This is a genomic window from Nonomuraea sp. NPDC003201, from assembly GCF_053590415.1.
Window position 1 is genome coordinate 1 of record NZ_JBSFTC010000012.1, and the last position, 20,946, is coordinate 20,946.

General features: G+C 68.9%; 21 protein-coding genes, 2 tRNA genes and 1 pseudogene. 6 read left to right on the forward strand and 18 right to left on the reverse strand.

Translation table 11 applies throughout. The features are described 5' to 3' along the window. Positions 1–16: 16 nt before the first annotated feature. From ACWDX9_RS07715 to ACWDX9_RS07745, 7 genes and pseudogenes are all read right to left on the reverse strand, one after another. A complete protein-coding gene (locus ACWDX9_RS07715) occupies positions 17–565 on the reverse strand; it encodes a hypothetical protein (protein ID WP_449950240.1) in 549 nt (182 codons plus the stop codon). A 162-nt stretch (positions 566–727) separates the two neighbouring features. Beyond that, on the reverse strand, positions 728–1,018 hold the full coding sequence (locus ACWDX9_RS07720; protein ID WP_449950243.1) for a hypothetical protein: 291 nt from the start codon (positions 1,016–1,018) through the stop codon (positions 728–730). A gap of 90 nt (positions 1,019–1,108) precedes the next feature. Further along, positions 1,109–1,657, reverse strand: coding sequence for a hypothetical protein (locus ACWDX9_RS07725; RefSeq protein ID WP_449950431.1), 549 nt, complete (start codon positions 1,655–1,657; stop codon positions 1,109–1,111). Between the two features lie 245 nt (positions 1,658–1,902). Then, a pseudogene (locus tag ACWDX9_RS07730) lies at positions 1,903–2,214 on the reverse strand (MauE/DoxX family redox-associated membrane protein); the annotation flags it as partial. A gap of 99 nt (positions 2,215–2,313) precedes the next feature. After that, positions 2,314–4,098: a SelB domain-containing protein gene (locus ACWDX9_RS07735; protein ID WP_449950245.1), complete on the reverse strand. Its 1,785-nt coding sequence runs from the start codon at positions 4,096–4,098 to the stop codon at positions 2,314–2,316. Next, a complete protein-coding gene (locus ACWDX9_RS07740; RefSeq protein ID WP_449950247.1) occupies positions 4,089–4,502 on the reverse strand; it encodes a rhodanese-like domain-containing protein in 414 nt (137 codons plus the stop codon). The genes ACWDX9_RS07735 and ACWDX9_RS07740 overlap by 10 nt, the downstream gene beginning before the upstream one ends. 17 nt (positions 4,503–4,519) lie before the next feature. Continuing rightward, positions 4,520–4,614: transfer RNA gene (locus ACWDX9_RS07745), tRNA-Sec, on the reverse strand. Positions 4,615–4,661: 47 nt separating this feature from the next. On the opposite strand from ACWDX9_RS07745, the gene ACWDX9_RS07750 reads away from it, so the two are divergent. Then, positions 4,662–4,991, forward strand: coding sequence for an AIR synthase related protein (locus ACWDX9_RS07750; protein WP_449950250.1), 330 nt, complete (start codon positions 4,662–4,664; stop codon positions 4,989–4,991). 184 nt (positions 4,992–5,175) lie between these two features. Here the strand turns inward: ACWDX9_RS07750 and selD are convergent, their stop codons facing one another. Then, complete coding sequence (gene selD / locus ACWDX9_RS07755; protein ID WP_449950253.1) at positions 5,176–6,171, reverse strand: selenide, water dikinase SelD; 996 nt, start codon at positions 6,169–6,171, stop codon at positions 5,176–5,178. 18 nt (positions 6,172–6,189) lie between these two features. Between selD and ACWDX9_RS07760 the strand changes: the two genes are divergently transcribed. The 4 genes from ACWDX9_RS07760 to ACWDX9_RS07775 all read left to right on the forward strand — a co-directional run bounded on the left by ACWDX9_RS07760 (position 6,190) and on the right by ACWDX9_RS07775 (position 8,509). Then, positions 6,190–6,283 (forward strand) — tRNA-Sec (locus ACWDX9_RS07760). Positions 6,284–6,329: 46 nt separating this feature from the next. Beyond that, positions 6,330–7,592, forward strand: a complete 1,263-nt coding sequence (selA, locus tag ACWDX9_RS07765; RefSeq protein WP_449950256.1) for an L-seryl-tRNA(Sec) selenium transferase — start codon at positions 6,330–6,332, stop codon at positions 7,590–7,592. Beyond that, positions 7,583–7,729, forward strand: a complete 147-nt coding sequence (locus tag ACWDX9_RS07770; protein WP_449950259.1) for a hypothetical protein — start codon at positions 7,583–7,585, stop codon at positions 7,727–7,729. The genes selA and ACWDX9_RS07770 overlap by 10 nt, the downstream gene beginning before the upstream one ends. A 57-nt stretch (positions 7,730–7,786) precedes the next feature. Next, a complete protein-coding gene (locus ACWDX9_RS07775) occupies positions 7,787–8,509 on the forward strand; it encodes a hypothetical protein (RefSeq protein ID WP_449950262.1) in 723 nt (240 codons plus the stop codon). 227 nt (positions 8,510–8,736) lie between these two features. On the opposite strand, the gene ACWDX9_RS07780 is transcribed toward ACWDX9_RS07775, so the two are convergent. From ACWDX9_RS07780 to ACWDX9_RS07810, 7 genes are all read right to left on the reverse strand, one after another. Continuing rightward, entirely contained in the window at positions 8,737–9,342 is a 606-nt protein-coding gene (locus ACWDX9_RS07780; protein WP_449950265.1) for a hypothetical protein, read from the reverse strand. 107 nt (positions 9,343–9,449) lie between these two features. Next, positions 9,450–10,547, reverse strand: a complete 1,098-nt coding sequence (locus ACWDX9_RS07785) for a hypothetical protein (protein ID WP_449950267.1) — start codon at positions 10,545–10,547, stop codon at positions 9,450–9,452. Then, positions 10,507–11,697, reverse strand: coding sequence for a CaiB/BaiF CoA transferase family protein (locus tag ACWDX9_RS07790; RefSeq protein WP_449950270.1), 1,191 nt, complete (start codon positions 11,695–11,697; stop codon positions 10,507–10,509). Before ACWDX9_RS07790 ends, ACWDX9_RS07785 begins: the two co-directional genes overlap by 41 nt. Beyond that, positions 11,694–12,707 (reverse strand): fumarylacetoacetate hydrolase family protein, encoded by a 1,014-nt coding sequence (locus ACWDX9_RS07795; protein ID WP_449950273.1) that lies wholly within the window; start codon positions 12,705–12,707, stop codon positions 11,694–11,696. The genes ACWDX9_RS07790 and ACWDX9_RS07795 overlap by 4 nt, the downstream gene beginning before the upstream one ends. Further along, positions 12,704–13,765: a cupin domain-containing protein gene (locus ACWDX9_RS07800; protein WP_449950275.1), complete on the reverse strand. Its 1,062-nt coding sequence runs from the start codon at positions 13,763–13,765 to the stop codon at positions 12,704–12,706. Before ACWDX9_RS07800 ends, ACWDX9_RS07795 begins: the two co-directional genes overlap by 4 nt. Positions 13,766–13,799: 34 nt before the next feature. After that, a complete protein-coding gene (locus tag ACWDX9_RS07805) occupies positions 13,800–14,786 on the reverse strand; it encodes an amidohydrolase family protein (protein WP_449950278.1) in 987 nt (328 codons plus the stop codon). A gap of 250 nt (positions 14,787–15,036) precedes the next feature. Beyond that, positions 15,037–15,300 carry a hypothetical protein gene (locus ACWDX9_RS07810; protein ID WP_449950280.1) on the reverse strand — a complete coding sequence of 88 codons (264 nt, stop codon included), beginning with the start codon at positions 15,298–15,300 and terminating at the stop codon, positions 15,037–15,039. A 240-nt stretch (positions 15,301–15,540) separates the two neighbouring features. Here ACWDX9_RS07810 and ACWDX9_RS07815 point away from each other — a divergent pair, with 240 nt between their 5' ends. Beyond that, positions 15,541–16,767 (forward strand): Gfo/Idh/MocA family protein, encoded by a 1,227-nt coding sequence (locus ACWDX9_RS07815; protein WP_449950283.1) that lies wholly within the window; start codon positions 15,541–15,543, stop codon positions 16,765–16,767. Positions 16,768–17,261: 494 nt separating this feature from the next. Here the strand turns inward: ACWDX9_RS07815 and ACWDX9_RS07820 are convergent, their stop codons facing one another. The 3 genes from ACWDX9_RS07820 to ACWDX9_RS07830 form a co-directional block, all read right to left on the reverse strand. Continuing rightward, positions 17,262–17,585, reverse strand: coding sequence for an STAS domain-containing protein (locus tag ACWDX9_RS07820; RefSeq protein ID WP_449950285.1), 324 nt, complete (start codon positions 17,583–17,585; stop codon positions 17,262–17,264). Between the two features lie 87 nt (positions 17,586–17,672). Beyond that, a complete protein-coding gene (locus ACWDX9_RS07825; RefSeq protein ID WP_449950288.1) occupies positions 17,673–18,731 on the reverse strand; it encodes a DUF5994 family protein in 1,059 nt (352 codons plus the stop codon). A gap of 173 nt (positions 18,732–18,904) precedes the next feature. Then, positions 18,905–20,398 carry a CYTH and CHAD domain-containing protein gene (locus ACWDX9_RS07830; protein ID WP_449950291.1) on the reverse strand — a complete coding sequence of 498 codons (1,494 nt, stop codon included), beginning with the start codon at positions 20,396–20,398 and terminating at the stop codon, positions 18,905–18,907. Positions 20,399–20,946: the final 548 nt, after the last annotated feature.

Consider the following 20,946-nt stretch of genomic DNA (forward strand, 5'->3'; position numbering starts at 1 on the left):
GGTCCGCCCACCGCGCTCAACCGAGGAACACCGTCGCCAGCACGCCGGCGAAGGCGAGGGACAACAGGAAGAACGCGTAGGTCCGGACCGCCTTCTCCCTGTCCATGAGCCACTCCATCAGCCACATCGGCTCGGCCTTCGTGTCCTGGTCCTTCGACCCCGGCACGATGGCCACCATCACCATCGACGGAAGCGTGAAGCCGAGCGCGTAACACAGGCCGGCCCACCAAGGCACCAGCCCGAAGAGCGTCACGCCGAGTGCCGCCCACGTCAGCGACGTGACGCGGAAGGTGGTCACGACAAGCCCGGTGTCGAGTCCCCAGAGGAACGCGCCTTTGGCAGGGCCGAACCGGGTGAAGTGATCGCGAGGGGTCTGCCGCCGCAACATGGGCGTGCGGAGGCCGAACCTACCGGAATCGATGGCCATGCAGGCGAGCAGCACGACACAGGCGGCGATCCTGGGGCCTGTTCCGCGCAGTCCACTGCCGATGAGATGGACCAGCCCGTACGTGAGGACGGCGGAGATCGTGAAGCCGATCGCCAGATTGAGGATGGGCCGATACATGGCCTTCTCCCCAAGAGCTCTCCCCTGAACCAGGGGGCGGAGATATCCGACGAAAGAAAGGCCTCAAAAACTGAACAGCTGCGCGAAGCCCGCACTCATGATGAGCAGGAGCAGCGCGATTGTCACCCACGTGTCAAGGGGCAAGGGATCTCCTGAGAACGACTAGCAGCTGTTGGCTCGGACCGTCCAGCCGGCCGAACAGATGAACGGCCCGGTGTTACAGTTCGAGCCCTTGGTGCACTCGCCGCAGGCGTACAGGCGCGAGCCGGTGCAGCAGTTCCACACCTTCATGCTGTAACCCGACGGGCATACGTACTGCCCCTGGCTGTTCGTGCTGCAGAAGTTGTTCGGAAAAGCGAGGTTGCAGCATCTCCAATTGGCCGCCGCCGCGGGCTGGGACATCGCGGCGATGCCGGCGACGGCGCCGACGGCCGTGACACCGACCTTACTCATCCAGCCGATGAAGCCACGGCGGCTGGACCTCATGCCGGAGGTTTTCTCCATGTGGTGCCTTTCTTGTGGTTGCGTGGGGCGGGATCGGTGCTAGACGGACGGCTTGCGGGCCAGGGAGTACTTGTAGGAGACGGGAGTGGCCGCGTACATCTGCCTGACCGACGGCACCGTGTGGGCCCGTGTCAGCTTTCCCTCGGCGATGTGAAGGGCGACGGGTGTCAGATCCAGCCCGAGGCTGCCGACGATGCGCTCCTCGTCGTCGAGGATGACGCGCTCGCCGTGCAGTCCGAACTCGTTGATGAACTCGTTGCCGTCCCCTCTCACCGGGACGACCACGACCCACATCGAAAGGGGCACCGCGCCACCGCGCAGCGCCGCGACCAGGTTGCGGCAGGTCTCGCACTTGTCGGAGACGAACAGCACCATGGCCTGTTCAGCGTGATCGAGGACGGGGGGCAGGCCGAACCGGCTGGGGCTGGCCCCTTGCAGCGTGCCCAGTTCCACCGCGGTGGGCTTGTCCTCGATATCGAGATAGCCGCGGATCTGCCTGACCTGTTCGAAGAGCTCGACCTGGGCGCCGATCTGGATGAACACCACCACGGCCAGCAAACAGACCACCACAAGCAGCACCGTCGTCATGCGGCGGGCACCTCCGCGTCCTCGTGTCGTGTCGGGTTCGGAGTGACCAGGCGGTCGCCCCGCAGCACTCGCAAGAGCCTGACCTCGGCGAGTAGTTTCCACGCGACGAGCGCCAGCAGGAGGGCGGCCAGCCCGGCCAGCCCCTCGTCGGCGCTCCACGACGGCGGTGCGAACTCGGCCACCGCCGCCAGGCCAAGCCAGAGCGGCAGGTAGAGCACCTGCCGCCAGCCCAGTGCGGCTCCGCCGCCGCCGAAGCAGCCGCACTTGATCTTCTCTCCCAGCCCCAGCGCGCGGATTCCGGCACCGGCGAACGACAGGGCCAGAAGCGCGATGAGCGCCCTCGGCCAGGTCGCCGACGGCATGATCGTCATCGCGGTGACGGCCAGGAGTTCCGCGCCGATCACGATCAGGGCCGCCGGTCGGGCGATGGCGCTGAAGCCCAGCTTGGAGATGGTCTGTGTGAGGGCACGGTGAGTAAGGATCTTCGACAGGGCCGCGACCAGGAAGATGGCGATGAGCGCACCTTGCCCGACGACGCCTGCGACGCTACTCGTCATGATCGAAAAATACTTAAGTGTCCGAAACTCGGCAATGGGCAGGGGACTTTTTTCGTTCCAGACGTCCTGACATTTTCTTGTCAGGTGTTTTTGATCCCGTCAGTTGACAGATGTGCAGGTTCGTGATCCGTTTTCGCGCCGTGTGGTGCGGCCCAGACCGTCGAGCATCTCCAGCAACGGCACCGCCACCCGGCGCGTGGTCTGCAACGCGGCCCGCGCCTGACTCACCGTGAACGGCACGGGCAGCGAGCGCAGCCGCTCCACCGCCCGGTCGGGGGCGTCGGGCAGCAACACCACGCCGGCGGTGACGACCAGCACGGCGCCGGCGCGCTCGGCCGCGACCAGGTTCCTGCCGGCCAGCCCGAGCTCGGCCAGCCGCCGCGCGCTCGGCGCCTGGAACGGCCGGTCGGCCAACTCGGCGCGGAGCCGGCCGATCGCGTGCCGCAGGTGCGCCGGCAGCGGCGGAGGCGCCAGGTCCTGCCTGCCGATGACGCCCGCCTCCAGCGTGAGCGGCGGCGCGATCAGCGCCCTCGTCAGCCGCCGGTCCGGCAAGCCGAGCAGGTGCGTGGCCGCCTCGACGGTCAGCCGCCCGTCCCCGGCCCCCGTCACCACCTCGGCGAGCGCCTTCCGGAGTCCCGCCCAGTGCTCCGGGTCGGCGTGCCAGCCGCCCGGCAGGGAAGAGGGCGGCGCGGTGACGCCCATCGTCGCGAGGTCGGCGCCGCTGAGCAGCCCGTGCCAGCGCAGCAGATCGGCCGCCCCCGGTAACCCGCCTCCCGGTACGGCGTCTCGCGTACCCGATGCGTCCTTCCCGGCTCCCGGGGAGGCCTCGGCGAGTGCCGCGCCGCGGGCTGCCGCCGCCCCCCTACGGGTCAGTCTGGGAGGCCGTACGTCCAGGACGACCACCCCAGTCGTCACGGCCGAGCGGCCGGGATTGCGCAACAGAGCCCGGTCGCCCACTCGCAGCGGCAACGGCCTGGCGAACGACAGCCTCGCGGCGCCCTCGCCGAGCGGTCTGATCCTGGTGGGCACGGCGGCCGAACCGATGTGGAGGAGCAGGTCGCCCTTCGGCGGTTCACCCGGCGACAGCCGTACGTCGGCCGAGGTCGTGAGGTGCCACGCGCCGGGGGTCAGCAGTGCGTCCCCGCGTGAAGGGGAGACGGGCCCGCGCAGGTTGACCGCCACGCGGGCGGTGGCGGTGACCACGTCGGCCGGGGTGTTGAGCGTCTGCAGACCGCGCACCCGCACCGGTTCGTCGCCGAGGTGCAGCGTCTGGCCCGCGCGCAGGGTGCCCGCCGTCAGGGTGCCGGTGACCACGACCCCCGCGCCCGTGATGGTGAACACGCGGTCGGCCCACAGCCGTACCGGGCCGTCGGTGTCGGTCGGCGGCAGTCCAGCCGCGAGCCGGTCGAGCGCGGTGGCCAGCTCGGGCAGGCCCTGCCCGGTGACCCCGCTGACGGCCAGCGCGGGTATCGTCTCCAGGCACGTGCCGCGAAGCCGGGAACGGGCCTCGGCGAGCGCCGGAGCCGGGTCGGCCAGATCGGCACGGGTGATCACCAGCAGGCCGTGGCGTACGCCGAGCAGGTCGAGGGCGGCCAGGTGTTCACCCGACTGGACGCACCAGCCCTCGTCGGCCGCGACGACGATCATGGCGGCCGGGCACGGCCCCACCCCGGCCAGCATGGTGGTGACGAACCGCTCATGGCCGGGCACGTCGACGAACGCCACCGTCCGTCCGGACGGCAGCGCCGTCCAGGCGAAGCCGAGGTCGATGGTCATGCCCCTGCGGCGCTCCTCGGCCCAGCGGTCGGGTTCCATCCCGGTCAGCGCCCGGACCAGCGTCGACTTGCCGTGGTCGACGTGGCCCGCGGTGGCGATCACGAACATGGCGCCAGGCGGGGACCCGTGGGGTGTTCGGGCGTGACGACCGGCAGGCCGGCCGCGAGCCAGGACTGGAAGCCGCCGACCACGTCGGTGGCGCGGGTCAGGCCGAGCTGCCGCAGCGACCAGGCGGCCAGGCTGGAGGAGTAGCCCTCGTCGCACAGCACGATCCACCGGATGCCCGGGGCCGCCTCGGGGATGCGTGCGGAGGAGCACGGGTCGAGCCGCCACTCCAGGTGGTTGCGCTCGATCACGATGGCGCCGGGCACCTCCCCGTCGTGGCGGCGCTGGAACTCCGGGCGGGTGTCGACGATGAAGGTGTCCGGCGCGCGGGCGGCCGCCTGGGCCTGCGCCGGGTCGAGCCGGCGCATCGTCCTACGGGCCTGTTCCAGCAGTTCGTCGACGCTCATCACACTCCACGGGAGGTTGGCGGAGACGGACGGGAATCGAACCCGCCGCGCCGAGATGCTCGGCGACACCAGTATTGAAGACCGGGAGGCCTCCAGGCTCCTGGACGCCTCCGGAATGATCTTATAGGCGAAGACCGTTCTGGAGAAAGATACTGAGGGTTGTCTTTCTCCGGTGGCACGACTGCGGTGCTCGGCCCGGCGAAGCCATGCTCGCCGGGGTCGGCCACACCCCGAAGGACCCGCTCGGCGAGCTCGTCGTCGGGCACGGACGCCGGCGACGACGCGGCCGTCGTCAGGATCCAGGGTGATGTCGCCGTCGTCAGCACGGCCGACTCCTTCATGCCCATGGTCGGAAACCCGTACGACTGGGGGCGGATCGCGGCCGCCAACGCTGTCGGACGTCTATGCGATGGCGGCCGGCCGCTCATCGGGCTCAACCTGCTGGTGTGCCGCTCGAATATTGAGTTACGCGGCCTGAGCTGCGGTTAAGCGGCGTGGTGGTATTCGTTGATCGTGCCGGTGACGACGGGTCTTCGGCGAAACCGTGCTTTCGAGCGGGACACCAACACCGAGGCGAGGAGCTGGGACCTCCTCCCGCGCGGCGCCGGACACCGCGACGTGTATCACCGTGAGGTCCTGCGTCCGGTGCCGGGACGAAAAGACGGTCGCCCCGTTATTTCGCGATCAACAGGTGTTCGCCACGAGGGACGAGTTCGCCTATCACCGGAAAACCTGGGATCTCGCCCGCGACGAGCAGGCCGCCTGAGGTCTGCGCGTCGGCGAGGAGAAGCCGCTCGTTCTCCGGCAGGTCGCCGAAGTCGCAGTGGGGGGCGACCCAGTCGAGGTTCCGGCGAGATCCGCCGCTGATGTACCCGTCACGGATGGCCTCTCGCGCTCCGTCCAGGTAAGGCACGGCGGCGCTGTCAACGACGGCGGACACGCCGCTCGCCCTGGTCAGCTTGTAGAGATGGCCGAGCAGGCCGAAACCTGTGACGTCGGTGGCGCACACAACCCCCGCGGCCAGCGCCAGCCGGGACGCGTCCCGGTTGAGCGTCGTCATCGCGGCGACCGCCTCAGGGAAGACCTCCCCGGTTGCCTTGTGCCGCGTGTTGAGCACTCCAATGCCGAGAGGTTTGGTCAGAGTGAGGGGGATGCCGGGTTTGCCCGCGTCCACGCGCAGCAGCCGGCTGGGGTCGGCAAGGCCGGTGACGGCCAGCCCGTACTTGGGATGGGGGTCGTCGATGCTGTGGCCCCCGGCGAGATGGCAGCCCGCTGCCTGGGCCATCGCGGATCCACCGCGCAGGACCTCGCGAGCGAGCTCTAGGGGCAACACGTCGCGGGGCCAGCCGAGCAGATTCAAGGCTATGACGGGCTCGCCGCCGACGGCGTAGACGTCGGAGAGCGCGTTGGTGGCCGCGATCCGGCCGAAGTCATACGGATCGTCAACGACAGGGGTGAAGAAGTCCGTCGTCGTGACGATGGCCGAGGTCGCGTCCTCCACCTGGAGCACCGCGGCGTCGTCCCCCTGATCGATTCCCAGCAGTAACCGCCCTGTCGACGGAGAAGAGGTCGGCGAGAGTCCAGCGACCAGATCCTCCAGTTCGCCCGGAGGGATCTTGCAGCTGCAGCCGCCTCCGTTGCCGTATTGCGTGAGCCTGATGTTGTTCATGGGTCTATGATCCACTCTGGAGGCGTTTAGGAGTCTGGTGACCCTCCTGGTCTTCAAAACCAGTGGCGCCGAGCATCTCGGCGCGGCGGGTTCGATTCCCGTCCGCCTCCGCTGGTCGGCGAGCCTTGGGATGGTCGTGAGTGGATCGACGCAGTTTGGTGCCGCGGACCGATGCCATGCTGAACGACCCCCGGTTGGCCGCCGCGCAGGAGAGGCTCGGCCGTAGCCTCGTCAAGGCCGCGGTGGCGAACGCCCAGCAACAGGTCCGCGAAGGCTTCGCCGACCCCGACAGCGCTGCGGACGTCGCGCTCGCCCTCTTGCCGGCGACCGCGGGCGGCCTCAAGAGCGTCGTCAACGCCACCGGTGTTCTCCTGCACACCAATCTGGGCCGGGCTCCGCTCTCACCCGCCGCCGTCGCGGCGGTCACCGCAGCCGCCGGCTACACCGACGTCGAGTTCGACCTCGCCGGCGGACAGCGCGCCCGCCGTGGCCGTACGGCTCTCGCCGCGCTCGCGCAGGCGGTTCCCGAGTCGCAGGCCGTGCACGTGGTCAACAACAATGCGGCCGCGCTCGTACTCGCCGCCACGGTACTCGCGCGGGGAAAGGAAATCGTCATCAGCCGCGGAGAGCTGGTGGAGATCGGCGATGGATTCCGCGTGCCCGAGCTGCTGGAGGCCGCCGGCTGCCGGCTCCGCGAGGTCGGCACCACGAACAGGACCGCCCTTCGGGACTACCAGAACGCCTGTGGCCAGGACACCGGCTTCATCCTCAAGGTGCATCCGTCCAACTACCGGATCGAGGGATTCACCAGCGAGGTCTCCATCGAAGAGCTCGCCACGATCGGGCCGCCCGTGGTGGCCGACATCGGTTCAGGACTGCTGCGCCCGGAACCGCTGCTGCCCGGCGAACCGGACGCGGCCAGTGCCCTGCTCCAGGGAGCGGCCCTGGTCACCGCCAGCGGCGACAAGCTCCTCGGCGGCCCGCAGGCGGGCCTTCTGCTCGGCGAAAAAGACCTCGTGGAACGGCTGCGCCGCCATCCCCTCGCCCGCGCGCTGCGGGTGGACAAGCTCACCCTGGCCGCGCTCGAAGCGACCCTGCGCGGCCCGCGGCCGCCGGTGTACCGGTCGCTCCATGCGAGTGTCGCCGAGCTCAGGGAACGCGCGGAACGTCTCGCGCGACGGCTCGGCGGGCACGCGGAGGCGGTGCCGACCATCGCCAGGGTCGGCGGCGGGGGCGCACCGGGAGTGGAGCTGCCCAGCGCGGGAATCGCCGTGGACGAGAGCCTCGCCCTGCGACTGCGCTCCTACGATCCTCCTGTGATCGGCCGGATCACCGATGGGCGCCTGGTGCTCGACCTGCGTGCGGTGGAGCCCGGTCAGGACGAGGTCATCGCCGCTGCGGTGGAGCACGTGTGCAGGTGATCGCGACGGCCGGTCACGTTGACCGTGGCCAGTCGACGCTGGTCCGGGCGCTGACGGGATGGAGCCCAGACCGCTGGGGCGAGGAACGCCGCCGCGGCATGACCATCGACCTCGGGTTCGCCTGGGCCACACTCTGATCGGGTGAGCGGATCGCGTTCGTCGACGTACCCGCGCACGAGCGGCTCCTCACCAACATGCCGGCCGGAGTGGGGGGCGAGCAGGGCAGGTCCGAACCGTGGACCTGGGCGGGCGATGTCGGCCACCTGTGGCGGACGACCGTTGACATCCACGACATCTGGCCCGAGGTCGCCGCGATCTTCCGTTCGACCGTCGCGCTCGCAGAGCACGCCGGCCCCGGCGCCTGGAACGACCCCGACATGCTCGAGGTGGGAAACGGCGGCATGAGCGACACGGAGTACCGGTCGCATTTCGGCCTGTGGGCGTTCATGGCGGCGCCGTTGATCTCCGGGACCGATCTCCGCAAAGCCAGCAAGGCGACCCTTGAGATCCTGACCAACCGCGACCTGATCGCGATCGATCAGGATCCGCTCGGCAAACCGGCGCGGGTGCTTTCGCACGTCGGCAAGCAGTGGATTCTGGTGAAAGACCTCGTCGGCGGCGACAAGGCCGTGTTGTTCTTCAACGAGAGCATGGGGCCGGTGACGCAGAGCGTCTCGTTGCGATCGCTCGGCATCGGCGGCCGCGGTTCCTACATGGTCAAGGATCTCTGGTCGCATGAGAGATCGCAGGTGAACGACCGGCTCACCGCCTTCGTCGAGGGCCACGGGACGGCGATCTACCGGGTCTCCCGACCCCGCGACATCCCGAGCCTGAAGCAGTCTCACGTCGCGGCGACGAAGGATCGCCGCGGACCGATGTCCGGCCCGCGGCGATCCCGGGTTCCGCCCCGCGTGTAAGCCCTCCGAGGGCTTGCTGCAGCCGGTTGCCTGCACGGCAGGCACGGCCGGTTCGTTGGGGGCCGGGCGTGGCAACATGCCATCGCTACCCGCGTCATCCGAGTTCTCGGCGCTGCGGTATCTCGCACGCAACGGCGTCGACCACCGCGGCCGCGACGAGCAGGACGAGGCGACCGGTATCGACATCCGCTGTCGCGACCAGCACGCTCCAACGTCAGGCTGCCGGATTATCGACCGTACGTTGCTTGGTGAGGCGTCAGGTGTTGGCCGGCTGCCCACGGATGCGAGGCGGTGAGGACGAGTGTCGCGGTGAGGACGGCGACGGCGAGAGTCAGCAGCAGGATGACGACTCGGGCGGTACGCCCGGGTAGGGGCGTTGTTTCGCGGCCGATGCCGGCGATGCGGAGTGCGGGCAGAATTCGGCCGAGCGTGTGCGACCCGGTCGTTATGACCCAGGCAGCGGTGGCGATCTTATGGAGTGTCAGCAGGCTCATGGTGTCAGGGCCTGCGGCGACGAGGGCGAGTCCGGTGCCGAGCAGCGCCAGGGTGGACACGACGACCAAGGGTCCGAGGACGCGCAGGGGCACCGGCGGCGGGCCGGCCTGCCGGTAGGCGGGTCGATGGGTGTAGTAGCGCAGGACACGCCAGCCGGTGGTCACGGTCTTGAGGAGTGCCGGTGGCACCAGCAGCGTTCCGATCGCGATGTGCCAGCTGACGAAGTCGTCGAGATCGAGCAGGGTGCCGATCTCGGCGAGAAACAACACCAGCAGCACCAGCCCGGTCCATGCGGTCAGGCGGGCGTTGCCGGCCGGGCCGCCGGTGCGCGGTGCCACCGGGTCGACCCGATGGCGGCGCCCGGTCGCCTCGGCCAGGGTCCGGCCCGCCCACCGTCGCCACCGCGCTCCTGGCGCGGCGTCCGGTGTCCTGTCGTCACCGCCGATCATGGCGAAGGGGCCGACAGAGCGCGGGGAGGCTCGGCCGCGGTCGACCCCTGCCTCACCCACTCGAAGACTGTGGCCTCCGAACGTGCACCGGCGAGCGTGCGGGACCGGTTGGGTTCGCCGAGTTCGGCCAGCAGCTGCTCGGTAAGATCGGCCAGCGTCGCCAAGCTCGCCGGGGTGAACCAATCGGGTCGGGTCGCGAACAGCAGATCTTCGCTGGCGGTGTTGCCGCCGGCGCTGGGCGCGAACGGGCAGCCACCCAGGCCGCCGAGCGTGCCGTCGATCATGCTCGCCCCCGCGGCGAGGGCGGCGAGCGAGTTCGCCACCCCCATCCCCCAGGTGTCGTGACCGTGAAAGACGATGCGGCGCCACGCAGACGCGTCGCGCACCGCCGCGACGAGCGCGCTCACCTGCGCGGGATGCGCCTGTCCGAGGGTGTCGGCGAGCACGATGTCCGCCGCGCCCTGCGCACGCGGATCGTTCGCGATCCCCAGCACCCGCCGCGGATCCACCGCACCCTCGAACGGGCAGGTGAATGCGGTGGCCAGGCACAGCTGAATCGAGCCGCCGGCGTCGCGGGCCAGGCGGACGGCCGCCGGCATGGCCGACAAGCTGTCCTCGGTACTGCGACCGATATTGGCCTTGTTGTGCGAATCCGAGACCGACAAGCAGTACTGGAAGTTGCGTACGCCGGCGGCGGCTGCCTTCTCCACGTGCCGCGGTGTGGCCACCCAGAGCCAACACCGTTGCAGCTCTGCGGGTGTCAGTGCGGCGACCAGCTCCATAGTGCCGGCCATCGGCGGGACCAGGTCAGGTCGGGCCATCGAACCGATCTCCAGCGCCGGGACCCCCAATTGCAGGAGGGTGCGGGCGATTTCGAGCTTGCGTTCGGTGGGCAGCACCTTGCCGGTCAGCTGCAGACCGTCGCGCAGGGTGACATCGCGAAGGATCATCGCCGAGCCGTCGTGCGCCGGTGGGCCGGATTGGCGGGAAGCGTTCATTTCTCGCTCCGAGATCATGCGGCGCAACGCCTTGTCGAAGCCCGATTGCGCGGCGTCATGGCTGGTTCTCGCGGAGATAGCGTTGCCGGATCTCATCGGTATGCGCTCCCAGATCCGGTCCGATCGAGGCGATCGGCAGTGATCGGCCGCCGAGGACCGGCACGATGCCGGGGAACCCCACCGATGTCGGTGCTCCGTCACCGGTGTCGACGTCGAACGACTGAATCATGTTGCGGTGCAGGTATTGCTCGTCTTCCACGATGTCGGCCGCGGTATAGATCGGGCCGCACGGTACGCCGGCCTCGCCGAGGATCTCGAGGACCTCATCACGCGGCCGCCTCGCGGTCCATGCGCCGATCGCGTCGTCGAGCTCTTCGCGCCGGGGCCAGCGACCATCGTTGGTAGCCAATTCGGGATCGGCAGCCAGATCCGGACGGCCGATGACGGTCATGTATCGCTGGAAGATGGCGTCGGAATTGCCGGCGATGACAACCGATCTGGCGTCCGCGCACAGGTAGGCGTTGGATGGCGCGATGCCCTCCATGCGTCCACCGGTGCGGTGTCGTTGCACTCCGTAGGCCAGGTAGTCGGGAACCAGCGACTCCATCATCGAGTAGATCGATTCGTTCAGTGCGACATCGATGATCCGATCTTGCAAAGGAATTGACTTGCCGGGGTGTCGTTGCCGATCAAGGAGCGCCATCACCGCGCCGAACGCGCCGTAGAGCCCAGCGATCGAGTCACCGATCGACACCCCCACTCGCACCGGCGGCCGGTCCTGCTCACCGACGAGTTCGCGAAGTCCGCCGTATGCCTCGGCCACGGCGGCGAATCCGGGACGGGTGGCCATCGGCCCGGTCTGACCGAACGCTGAAATACGCACGAAGATCAGCGTCGGATTTGCAGCGTTGAGCGCGTCGACGCCGATGCCCCACTTCTCCAGTGTGCCGGGCCGGAAGTTTTCCAGCACGATGTCGCACTGTGTGGCCGACGTGCGGACATCGTGCTGCCCGGCCTCGGTTCTCAGGTCGACAACGATGGACTTCTTGTTGCGGTTGATGGTGCGGAACAGCATCGAGGTGGTGCCGGCGTAGAGCCGCCACCGCCGCAATTCGTCGCCGCTGCCGGGGCGTTCGACTTTGATGACCTCGGCACCGAAGTCGGCCAGCATGCGTCCGGTGGTGGGTGCGGCGATGTAATTGCCGAGTTCCAGCACACGCACACCCTCAAGGGGAAATCTCGTCATCGACGCCCGGTCTCAGGAGAGATCTGCGTCGGCGGCCGGTCGGCATTATCCGAGGCCGGTTGAGTCGTGCCGGTCGGGGGCGCAGCGCATTCCGCGCGCGACCCGGGGGTTATCTGGGCGGGAGGCTGTGGGCCGTGGCCGGCCCCACGGGTGGGGCACGCGATCGCCGCGTCCGCGCTGACGGACACACTCAGCGTGCCGACACCGTCGATGTCCACGCTGACGCGGTCCCCGTCGGTGAGGGGCCCGACACCGGCGGGGGTGCCGGTGCTGATCACGTCGCCGGGAAGCAAGGTCATCACCGAGGAGGCGTAGCTGATGAGGCGGGGCACATCCCAGATCAGGTCCGCGATCGCGGCGTCCTGGCGCACCGTGTCGTTGACGGTGGTCCGCAGCCGCAGCGATGTCGGGTCGCCGACCTCGTCGGGGGTGACCAGTTGCGGCCCCATGGGTGTGAAGGTGTCGAAGGACTTGCGTGTGGAACGGTCTTCACCCCCGCGCATCGTGATGTCGAGCAGGCACGTATATCCCGCCACCACCTCGGCCGCGTCGTTCACCGAGATGTTGCGCGCACGCCGTGCGATCACGACGGCCAGTTCGCCTTCCTGGTCGAACCGGCGATCGGTGTAGGGCAGCCGGATCGAACCCTGGTGCCCGAGCACCGAGGTCGGCGCTTTCAGAAACACGCCCAGGCCCGCGATCTGATGTTCGGCTCGCATTTCGGCCTGGTGGTCTCGGTAGTTGACGGGCGCTGCGATGATCTTCGAGGGGTCGGGCACGACAGGGGCGATGGTCACGCTGTCCAGCGGTATCCGGGGCAGCTGCTCCAGGTCTCTGGCTTCGAACCTCGGCACGCCGCCGGTGACGTGCAGGAGCCATCTCATCGGGCTGAGACCCAAGTCCGGCCAGCCGCGTCCGATCAGCGGGCGCAGGTCGACGAGCTCCCCCGGCGCGACCAAAGCTACGACCGAATCGCCGTGCTTTTCGTCACCGACGCTGAGCAGAATCATCGGGATGCCTCGACCTGGTCGCGGCGAAACAGCGCCAGCGCCTCCAGTACCGGAGCGTCGCTGGTCACGAAGACGTCGAGCTGTGTGTCGGCGCTCAGTTGCCACGGCACCCAGGAGGGGACGACAAAGATGTCTCCCGCCTCCAGGTCGAAGTCGTGCTCGGCCAGCCGCGCTCGGCCGCTGCCGTTGAGGACGGTGACCACTTGCGATCCGGTCTGCTGCTGGGTGCAGCCGGTCGCACCGGCACGCATCCGTGTCATTTCACAGCGCAAGGTCGGCATGACGTCACGGGCACGTGTCGGGTCCCGAAACCTCACGGTGCCCTCGTCGGCCGACGTCGCCTCCAACAGCGCGTCCAGGGCAGCGTCGGTGTCGATCCATCGGTACACCGTCAGGGGCGAGGACGGGCCATCGAACGCCGGCGTCTGGTTCCCGACCGGCACCAAGCCCGCGCTCTGCCCGTAGAGCATCTCCGACGCCGAGCGCGGTGGACACTGCTGCTCGGGGTTGCCAGGGCGCTGTTCGAAAAATAGTGCGTCAAGACCGATCACCAGCGGCAAGTCCAGCACATCGAGCCAGACCATCGGCTCGTCGCCCGGATGGTGATGCTCGTGCACGGTCCATCCCGGCGTGAGCACCAGATCGCCGGGCGTCATCGGAATGGAGTCGCCATCGACCACGGTGTAGGCGCCACGGCCACCGAGAATGAACCGCAGGGCCGCTGCGGTGTGGCGGTGGGGCGGCGCCAGCTCACCGGGCATGAGGAATTGCACCCCGGCCCACAACGACGGCGCGATGAAGGGCGCACCGCCCAGACCGGGGTTGGCCAACCCGATGACCCTGCGGTCGCCTCCCCGTTCGATCGGGACGAGGTCCCCGGCGCGGCCGGCCAGCTCGTGGAGGTCGGCGGCCCGCCATCGATGCGGGACAGCGGCGGCCTTGGGTTCGGAGGTAAACATTTCGCCCAGTTCCCACAGCGGCTGCAGGTCCTTGGCTGCCAGGTCGCCGTAGTAGCTGTCGAGCTCGGGGTCCGGGGAGGTGTAACGCTTCGTCGTCATGCTGTCGGTCACTCCGATCGTGAGTTGCAGGACGCTAGCCGAGATGGGCGGTGAGGCGCTCCCAGTTGCCGTGTGCGACGGCTTCACGCTCGGCTGCGGTGAGGGCCGCGTCGTCGAGGAAGTCGTGGGCGTTGCCGGCATCGATGAAGGGGTAGTCGGTGGCGTAGAGGATGCGGTCGATGCCGACCACCTCCTTGGTCCAGTGCAGGTAACGTTCGCTGAGGATCCCGCTGCCGGTGTAGGAGACGTTGCGCGCGAAGTAGTCGCCGATCGGCCGCTGCAGGGACAGTCCGGTCCAGGACTGGGTCTGGGTGATCCGGTCGAGGTAGAACAGCACGACCTCACCCCAGTGCCCGGTGATGATCTGCAGGGTCGGGAACCGGTCGAAAGTCCCCGCCAGCACCAGCCGCAGCAGCTGCAGTCCGGTCTCGTAGTGCCATCCGACCATGGGACCTGCGAAGACTTTGTCGGCGACGGTCCCCAAATGCGAATAGTAGGCGTCACGGACAGGAGCGTCGGGGAACTGGGAGTGCAGGTAGATCGGGCAGCGTAGCTCCGCGGCCGCCTCCCAGATCGGTGTCATGTCGGGATGGTCGAGGTTCCTCGACCCGGTCCGGCCATGGATCATGGCGCCCTTGAGGCCGAGGCCGGTGACCGCCCGCCGCAGTTCCTCAGCGGCCGCACGGGGGTCCGGGGTGGGCAGTGTCGCGAATCCCTCGAAGCGGCCGGGGTGGGCGCGGACGGCTGCGGCGACAGCGTCGTTGGCCTCCCGCGCGAGCGGGACCGCCCTTGCCGCGCCGAGGCTCTGGACCCCGGGCGGTGTCACCGACAGCACCTGAACGTCGATGCCCTGGTCGTCCATGTCCGCCAGCCGGGCCTCACCCAGGTCGAAAAGCCGGTCGATGAGGTCCGGGCGGCCCGTGGCGGCCCCATACAACTGCCAGGTTTCCGGCACCGTCCGCCACGCCTCGAAGATCCCCGCCGTGACCAGGTGCTCTTCGAGAGCAATGATCTTTAGCATGGGCGCTGTCTCCTTCCTTGTCCACCCAGGCCAGCTGGGCGGTCGGGCCTGGCCGGGCCCGGTGTCGGCCGTCGGGTGCCCTGCGGCAATCGCCCCGCGGAGGTCACCGGCTGACGGTGGCCTTGATGCTTGTGGAGGCAGACAGGACTGCCTCCCTCATCGGGTACAGGGCCTGGGCCCTGGTCGTCTGTGCTGCGTGAGCGCTGGCGCCCGGCGTCGTACCGCTGTGTTCACGCGGGTACTCCCGCCTTCAGGATTCGCCAGCTCCACCAGGCGCACGCGGCGATGGCGGGTGGGCGCGCGCAACCTTGGTGACGAACTGGGTGTTCTTGCGCAGACCACCGGTGGCGGCCTCCACCATCGCCATATGCGCGGGCGGCAGGCACGCGCACAGCGCCGTCATCGCCCGATCGTCACAGTGCAGGCTGATGCCCTGCGGACGACGCTGCACGTCGTCGCGCTCGTACACCACGACATCGACCCCACTACACGCATCCTCCCAGCCTTTCTTCATCAGTAGATGAAGTACGATAGCACGATAGTTCACCGCATGGTGGAGAAAGGGTGATACGCTCCCGAGCATGAGCGATTTCGAAGGTCGTTGGGCGTTGTCGGCAGCGACGCCGATGGGCAATCAGCAGGCCACCCTGGTGCTCGTTCCCGAGAGCGGTGCAGTCACCGGCACGTGCAAACCAGCACGGAACGCTCATGTCGCTACCACAGCGGTTCGCCGAGCTCAGTAAGGGGCGTCATCATGGCATTCAGCCTCGGCATGGTCGGAGCGGGGCAGTTCTCGGCCCACTTCGCCTCCCTCTTCCACCTCCACCCCGGCATCTCCCATGTGTACGCGACGGACGAGATCGAAGGTCGCGCGGAGAAGCTGGTCGAAGGTTGGGGCCTGGCCGGCACACGCCCTGACTTCGGCGCCATGCTGGCCGATCCGTCGATCGACGCGATCGCCATCTTCACGCAGCGCTGGACGCACGGGCTGCTCGTCGTGCAGGCCCTGCGGGCCGGCAAGCACGTCTTCTCGGCGGTGCCGATGGCGGTGTCGCGGGAGGAGATCTCCTCGATCATCGACGCGGTACGCGAGACGGGCCTGACGTACATGATGGGGGAAACCAGCTACTACAACCCTGCCACCATCTTCGCGCGGCAGAAGCTCGCCGCAGGAGAGTTCGGCCGGGTCTTCTACGCCGAGGGAGACTACCTGCACGACATGGATCTCGGCTTCTACGACGCGTACCGCTTCAGCGGCGGTGAAGGCTGGAAGGCGACGGCCAGCTACCCGCCCATGTGGTACCCGACCCACTCCATCGGCGGAGTGCTCGGGGCGATCCCGAGCCATGCCGTGAGCGTCAGCTGCATCGGCGTTCACGACGAAAGAGGCGACGGTGTCTTCGACACCGAGGTCAGCATGTTCGGCAACGACTTCTCCAACATGACCGCGCTGTTCGAACTCGCCGGTGGCGGCTCGATGCGGATCAACGAGTTCCGGCGGGTGGGCTACCCGTCACGGACCCGCGAGAGCCGGTTCAGATTCTTCGGCACCGAGGGCAGCTTCGAGCAACTGGCCACGACCTCGATCTGGCAGGACAAGAACGGGGCGAAAGACGTGTCCGAACTGATCGAGTCCCGACCGACCTTGAGCCTCGATGATCCCCTGCTCGCCGATGTCGCACCGTCGCTGCGCCCGGCGTTCGTGTCGGGGCACGCTCCGGTGCACGACGAGGAGGTCGTACGTCTGCCCGCCGAGTTCGAGGCGGCGCCGAACGGACACGAGGGGAGCCATCAGCTCCTGGTCGACGATTTCGTACGCGCCGTCGAGGCCGGCACCCTGCCGACGGTCAATGCATGGGCCGCCGCCCGCTTCACTCTGCCCGGCCTGATCGCGCAGGAATCGGCCCTTCGCGGCGGCGAGCGTCTCTCCGTACCCGATCTCGGGGACGCTCCCGTCCCCGTCGGCAGTCCGCTGCGGTAGATGGTCCAGGCGGATTGACGGCTCGCGGCCCGGGGAGGGAGACCTGGCCGAGCGCGAAGACCTCGCGGGGCAACGAGGTCAGGAGGGCGGCGAGAACGGCGCAGTGCGGCGAACGTGTTCGTGACGGTGAGATAGGCCAGACGAAGGAGCACGGCCGATCATCATGCCGCACGCGATTGCCTTCTTGGTGGCTGGAGCCCGCGCCGCCACACGAGCCCCCACATGGCCATGACCTGGGCGGATGTAATTATCGGCAGGCACACTGCTCCAAGGCCGCCAGACCGGTCCGGTCTTCCTCGCCGACCGCCGTGCCCCCACCTCCGGGCGACGCGCGCCCGCCGCAGCCGACATCTGTCCCGTCACCGGACGCGGCCGCCTGTCCTACCCGCGCCGAGTACCTGTTCAAGACCGCCTCAGCCGAACTCGACCCGCCCTACAGGCGCTGCGCTGGAGATTGAATCGAGTTCTTGAGCCCCACATGATGCGCACCCCGCTCACGCCACTATCGGTAGGCCGCGGCCCAGGCCGGTGATGCGCAGCAGCCGGGACATGAACGGGCGGGGCGCGGTCAGGGCCACGGTGATGCCCATCGACCGGGCGCGGCGCTGGATGCCGACCAGGACGGCCAAGCCGCTGGCGTCGCAGAACGACACCTTCGACAGGTCGAGGATGAGCAGGCTCGTGCTGTACTGCAGCGTGCTCATCAGTTGCCGGCGAAGCGCCGCACTGGTGAAGATGTCGATCTCGCCCGACAGGTGGACGGTGGTCGGCGTTGAAGGGTCGACCCCGCCAAGTGGCGCGGTGTTGATGGCGGTCATGGAAGTCTCCCCTTTGGAGAAGCTGAACCCGCCGCCGGGTCTGCCGTGGCTGAACCGGCTCGATCAGGTCGGCGGACGGTACGTGGGTTACGCCGGAGCTGATGGCCGTCTGATGGAGTGCCGCGCCTCCTGCCCGCTGACCGAGCCGCTCTCGCTCTCCCAGCGGGCCACGCTGTCGGCTGTCGCGCGGAGAGCGGGATCGGACGGCAGGTGCGCGAGGGCGAAGATGGCATCGTCGGTCAAGTCGGCGGTGTTCTGGGCGGTGAGCTTGAGCGCGTCCTCGGCAGGTCCGACGGCGGTGTCCGGCGGGATGATCAGCAGGGCGACCGGCTCGTCGGAGGCGAAGAACAGAACGATCACGTGCGGGTCGCCATGCCGGAACCCACCGATGCGGACCGTCCGTCCACGTGCCGGGATCCGACGTGGGATGCGCCGCCACGCGTCCCGATGCACGCCTACCAGCAGCGTGGTCCGCTGCAGCCGCTGGTCGACGGCGGCGATGAGATCGGGTAGTTCGGCGGCCGCGTCGCGGGAGTAGGGCCACCAGGCCCCGTTCACCACGGCTGGCCGCTCCAGCACCGGGTGGAGACTGAGCCGTAGCTCAGAATCGACCCGAGGCATCGCGGACGAGGCGGAGCTCAACGGTACAGACTGAGAAACAAGTGTTGGCGTCATGGTCGTCTGACCTGTCCAGCCCCAAGAGGAGGGCCGCGGTGAGTGGTTCGCCGGGGGCGACGCAGACCTGAATGCCAACGCTCGAAAAGACCTCGGTATGTTCGACACTACCCCGTGCTTCCGAAATTCTGTAATTCCGGAAGCAGCCCGAGTAGGTGACGTGCTCGGCACCACCACCCACCGGAGCGCGAACTGGGTCACCCAGGCGATAAAGAATCTGGCGATGGGGACGATGCGGGCCGCCGGGCGCGCTATCTGATCCGAGACCGAGACGGGAACCTCCCTGCCCTCATGGGCTCGACGATCTCGGCCTTGAACTCCGGCGGTGAACGAGCGGCGAGGACGCGGCTTATCTCCATCATGGACATCCTTCCGGGGACGAACCCCTGATCTCGGATGTCCGTCAAACCGGATCAAGCCCACAGACGACCGGTATCTGCTCGTCCGCACCGAATGGACGGCGCCTCGCATCGACGGGGGCGAACTCGTCCGTCTGTCGTCGTCTTACCTGCTCCACCGGCAGGCAGATGACGCCTACCGTATCGTGGTCTCCCTCAACCATCAGGGCCTGCCGCTGCGACGGGCATGACCGCTCGCCGCCGTCCCACGCCACGTCGCGCCGGGATCCGACCGGTGATCGCCGGTCAGCGATTCTCGAGCGTACGCATCCGCTTGGTGGCCTTGTCCAGGACCGGAGTGAGGTCGTGCCGCGTTTGGGAGGCTTCTTCGCGTTCGGCGTCGAGGAGGAGTCCGAGGGTGAACGCGTCCTCCGCCGACAGGCCGGGGCGGGTGCCGAGCCGAGTCAGGCAGTCCTGCGCGACCAGCGCGTCCTGGCGACTGCCGAGGGTCTCCTGGAGCTTCTCCGCCTGTTTGGCAATCTTCCTAGCGGGTTTGCCCACGATGTCGGCGGCGGCCTCGGCGGTGTAGCGGGCGCGTTTGGCGGCCTTGCGGGTGGAATGCAGCATCTGGTCGCGCTCGGCGCCCTCGGGAAGGTGTTCGGCCTGGCCGTACCTGGACAGTACCTTGCGCCAGCTACCCGCCAGCAGACCGGGCAGCACCCGGGCAGCCTTGCGGCGGGCCCGTCCGCGCAAGGGCGGGTCCGCGATGAAGTCGTCGAGAGCGGCCAGCACGGCGAAGTAGCGGGGGCCACGCAGAGTGCGCTTGAGCGAGCGTCTGGCCTCGCGCTCCTCCGCGGCCAGCCGATCCAGGCTCTCCCGTCCCGGCCGACCCTCCATGCCACGCTCGGCAAGGTGGCGGTCGAACCGGGCCGCGAGCACCTCGAGGTCGCGTACCGTGCCGAGCTCGCCGGCCAGCCACTTCAGCTCCGCCTCCAGCCCCGCGACCCGCCCGCCGTCAAGCAGGCGCGCGTGCGTACGCAGGACGCTGCGGATTCTCCGCACCGCCACCCGCATCTTGTGCACCGTGTCATCGTCGTGATCGGCCAGCTGCACCAGCGGGTCATGAGCCAGCACCTGCCCGCGCTGCTGCTCCAGGTACGCCATCAGCGCCGCCCCGGCACCGCGCCCGCCGCGGCCGGACCCGGGAGCCAGCTCGTCGCCCAGCACCCGCGCCAGCTTGGACGGCGACGACGAGGTGACCGCCCCCGCCTCGTGCAGCTTCCGCTCCAGGCTGTCCAGTACGTCGGCGGGCCCGTCGATCAGTTCCACCTCGATCTCGCGCCACGACACCGGCCGCCGATCCCGGCCGCCCGTCAGCCGCCGACCCTCCACCACGTCGTCACTGACCTCGGCCAAGGCCACACCGTCGCGGTCGTGCAGCGTGCGCGCGGTGCGATCGGTCTCCAGGGTGACGACCGGTACGAGCTCGCGCCCGCGGACGAACGCCGCCACGAGACCGGCCAGCCCGGCGGGCACGCCCGCCCCCAGCGGTGCGTGCACTTCCCGCCTGCCCCCCTTGACCAGCGGCAACTTGAGATGCCACCCTGCATCCTGGCCACCCTCGCGACGGCGCAGCGTGACGCCGTGCCTGGCCAGCGCGAGGTCAGGGGTGTCGACGTAGTCGGCCACGAGCCGCCACGTGTGCGGCTCGTCCACCGTGACGTCGGGACCGGCCAGGTCCTCGATCGTGATCGCGCCCTCGACATCGTACTTGCGTTCGATCTCTACCTGGCTCACCATCGATACGCTCCTCGGCGTGCGGGAATCAAGTGGAACCCCTACCACTACCCGCCATGTCCGCTGAACACCTCTCCGCGTCAGGGCGCTGGGCGCAGAGGTGTTGACGGGCCGGGACAGGTGCCCCGCCCGGCACCGTCATAGGGGTGTGGACGGCGAATGCCGCGTACGGGCCGCTCGCCTTCAGCGTCGTGTCGGCAAGCGACCGGCGGCGGGCGCCGACGCGGCAGAACTCGGCGGTGGGGCCGATGATCGTGGAAGGCGCGGCAGGGTCGCCGAAGCGCCCATCGGGGGAGGTTAGCTCGCAGTTAGAGGGGGCCGCCCTCGATGCCCTGCTCGTAGAAGGCGTGAGGCAGGGTGCGGTGCCCTAGGCAGGCGATGTGGCGCAGGCGGGCACCCTCGGGATAAGGGATGCCGAGAGGATCGGCGACGTCGTGGGCGTGGCCCCAGTGCTCGGCCAGGCGAGAGTCGCAGGGCGGAGCGGGGTGGCGACCCGGGACAGCCGAGTGCCCTTGGGCTGGGCACGCAGGGCCTCCGGGGTCGCGAACGCG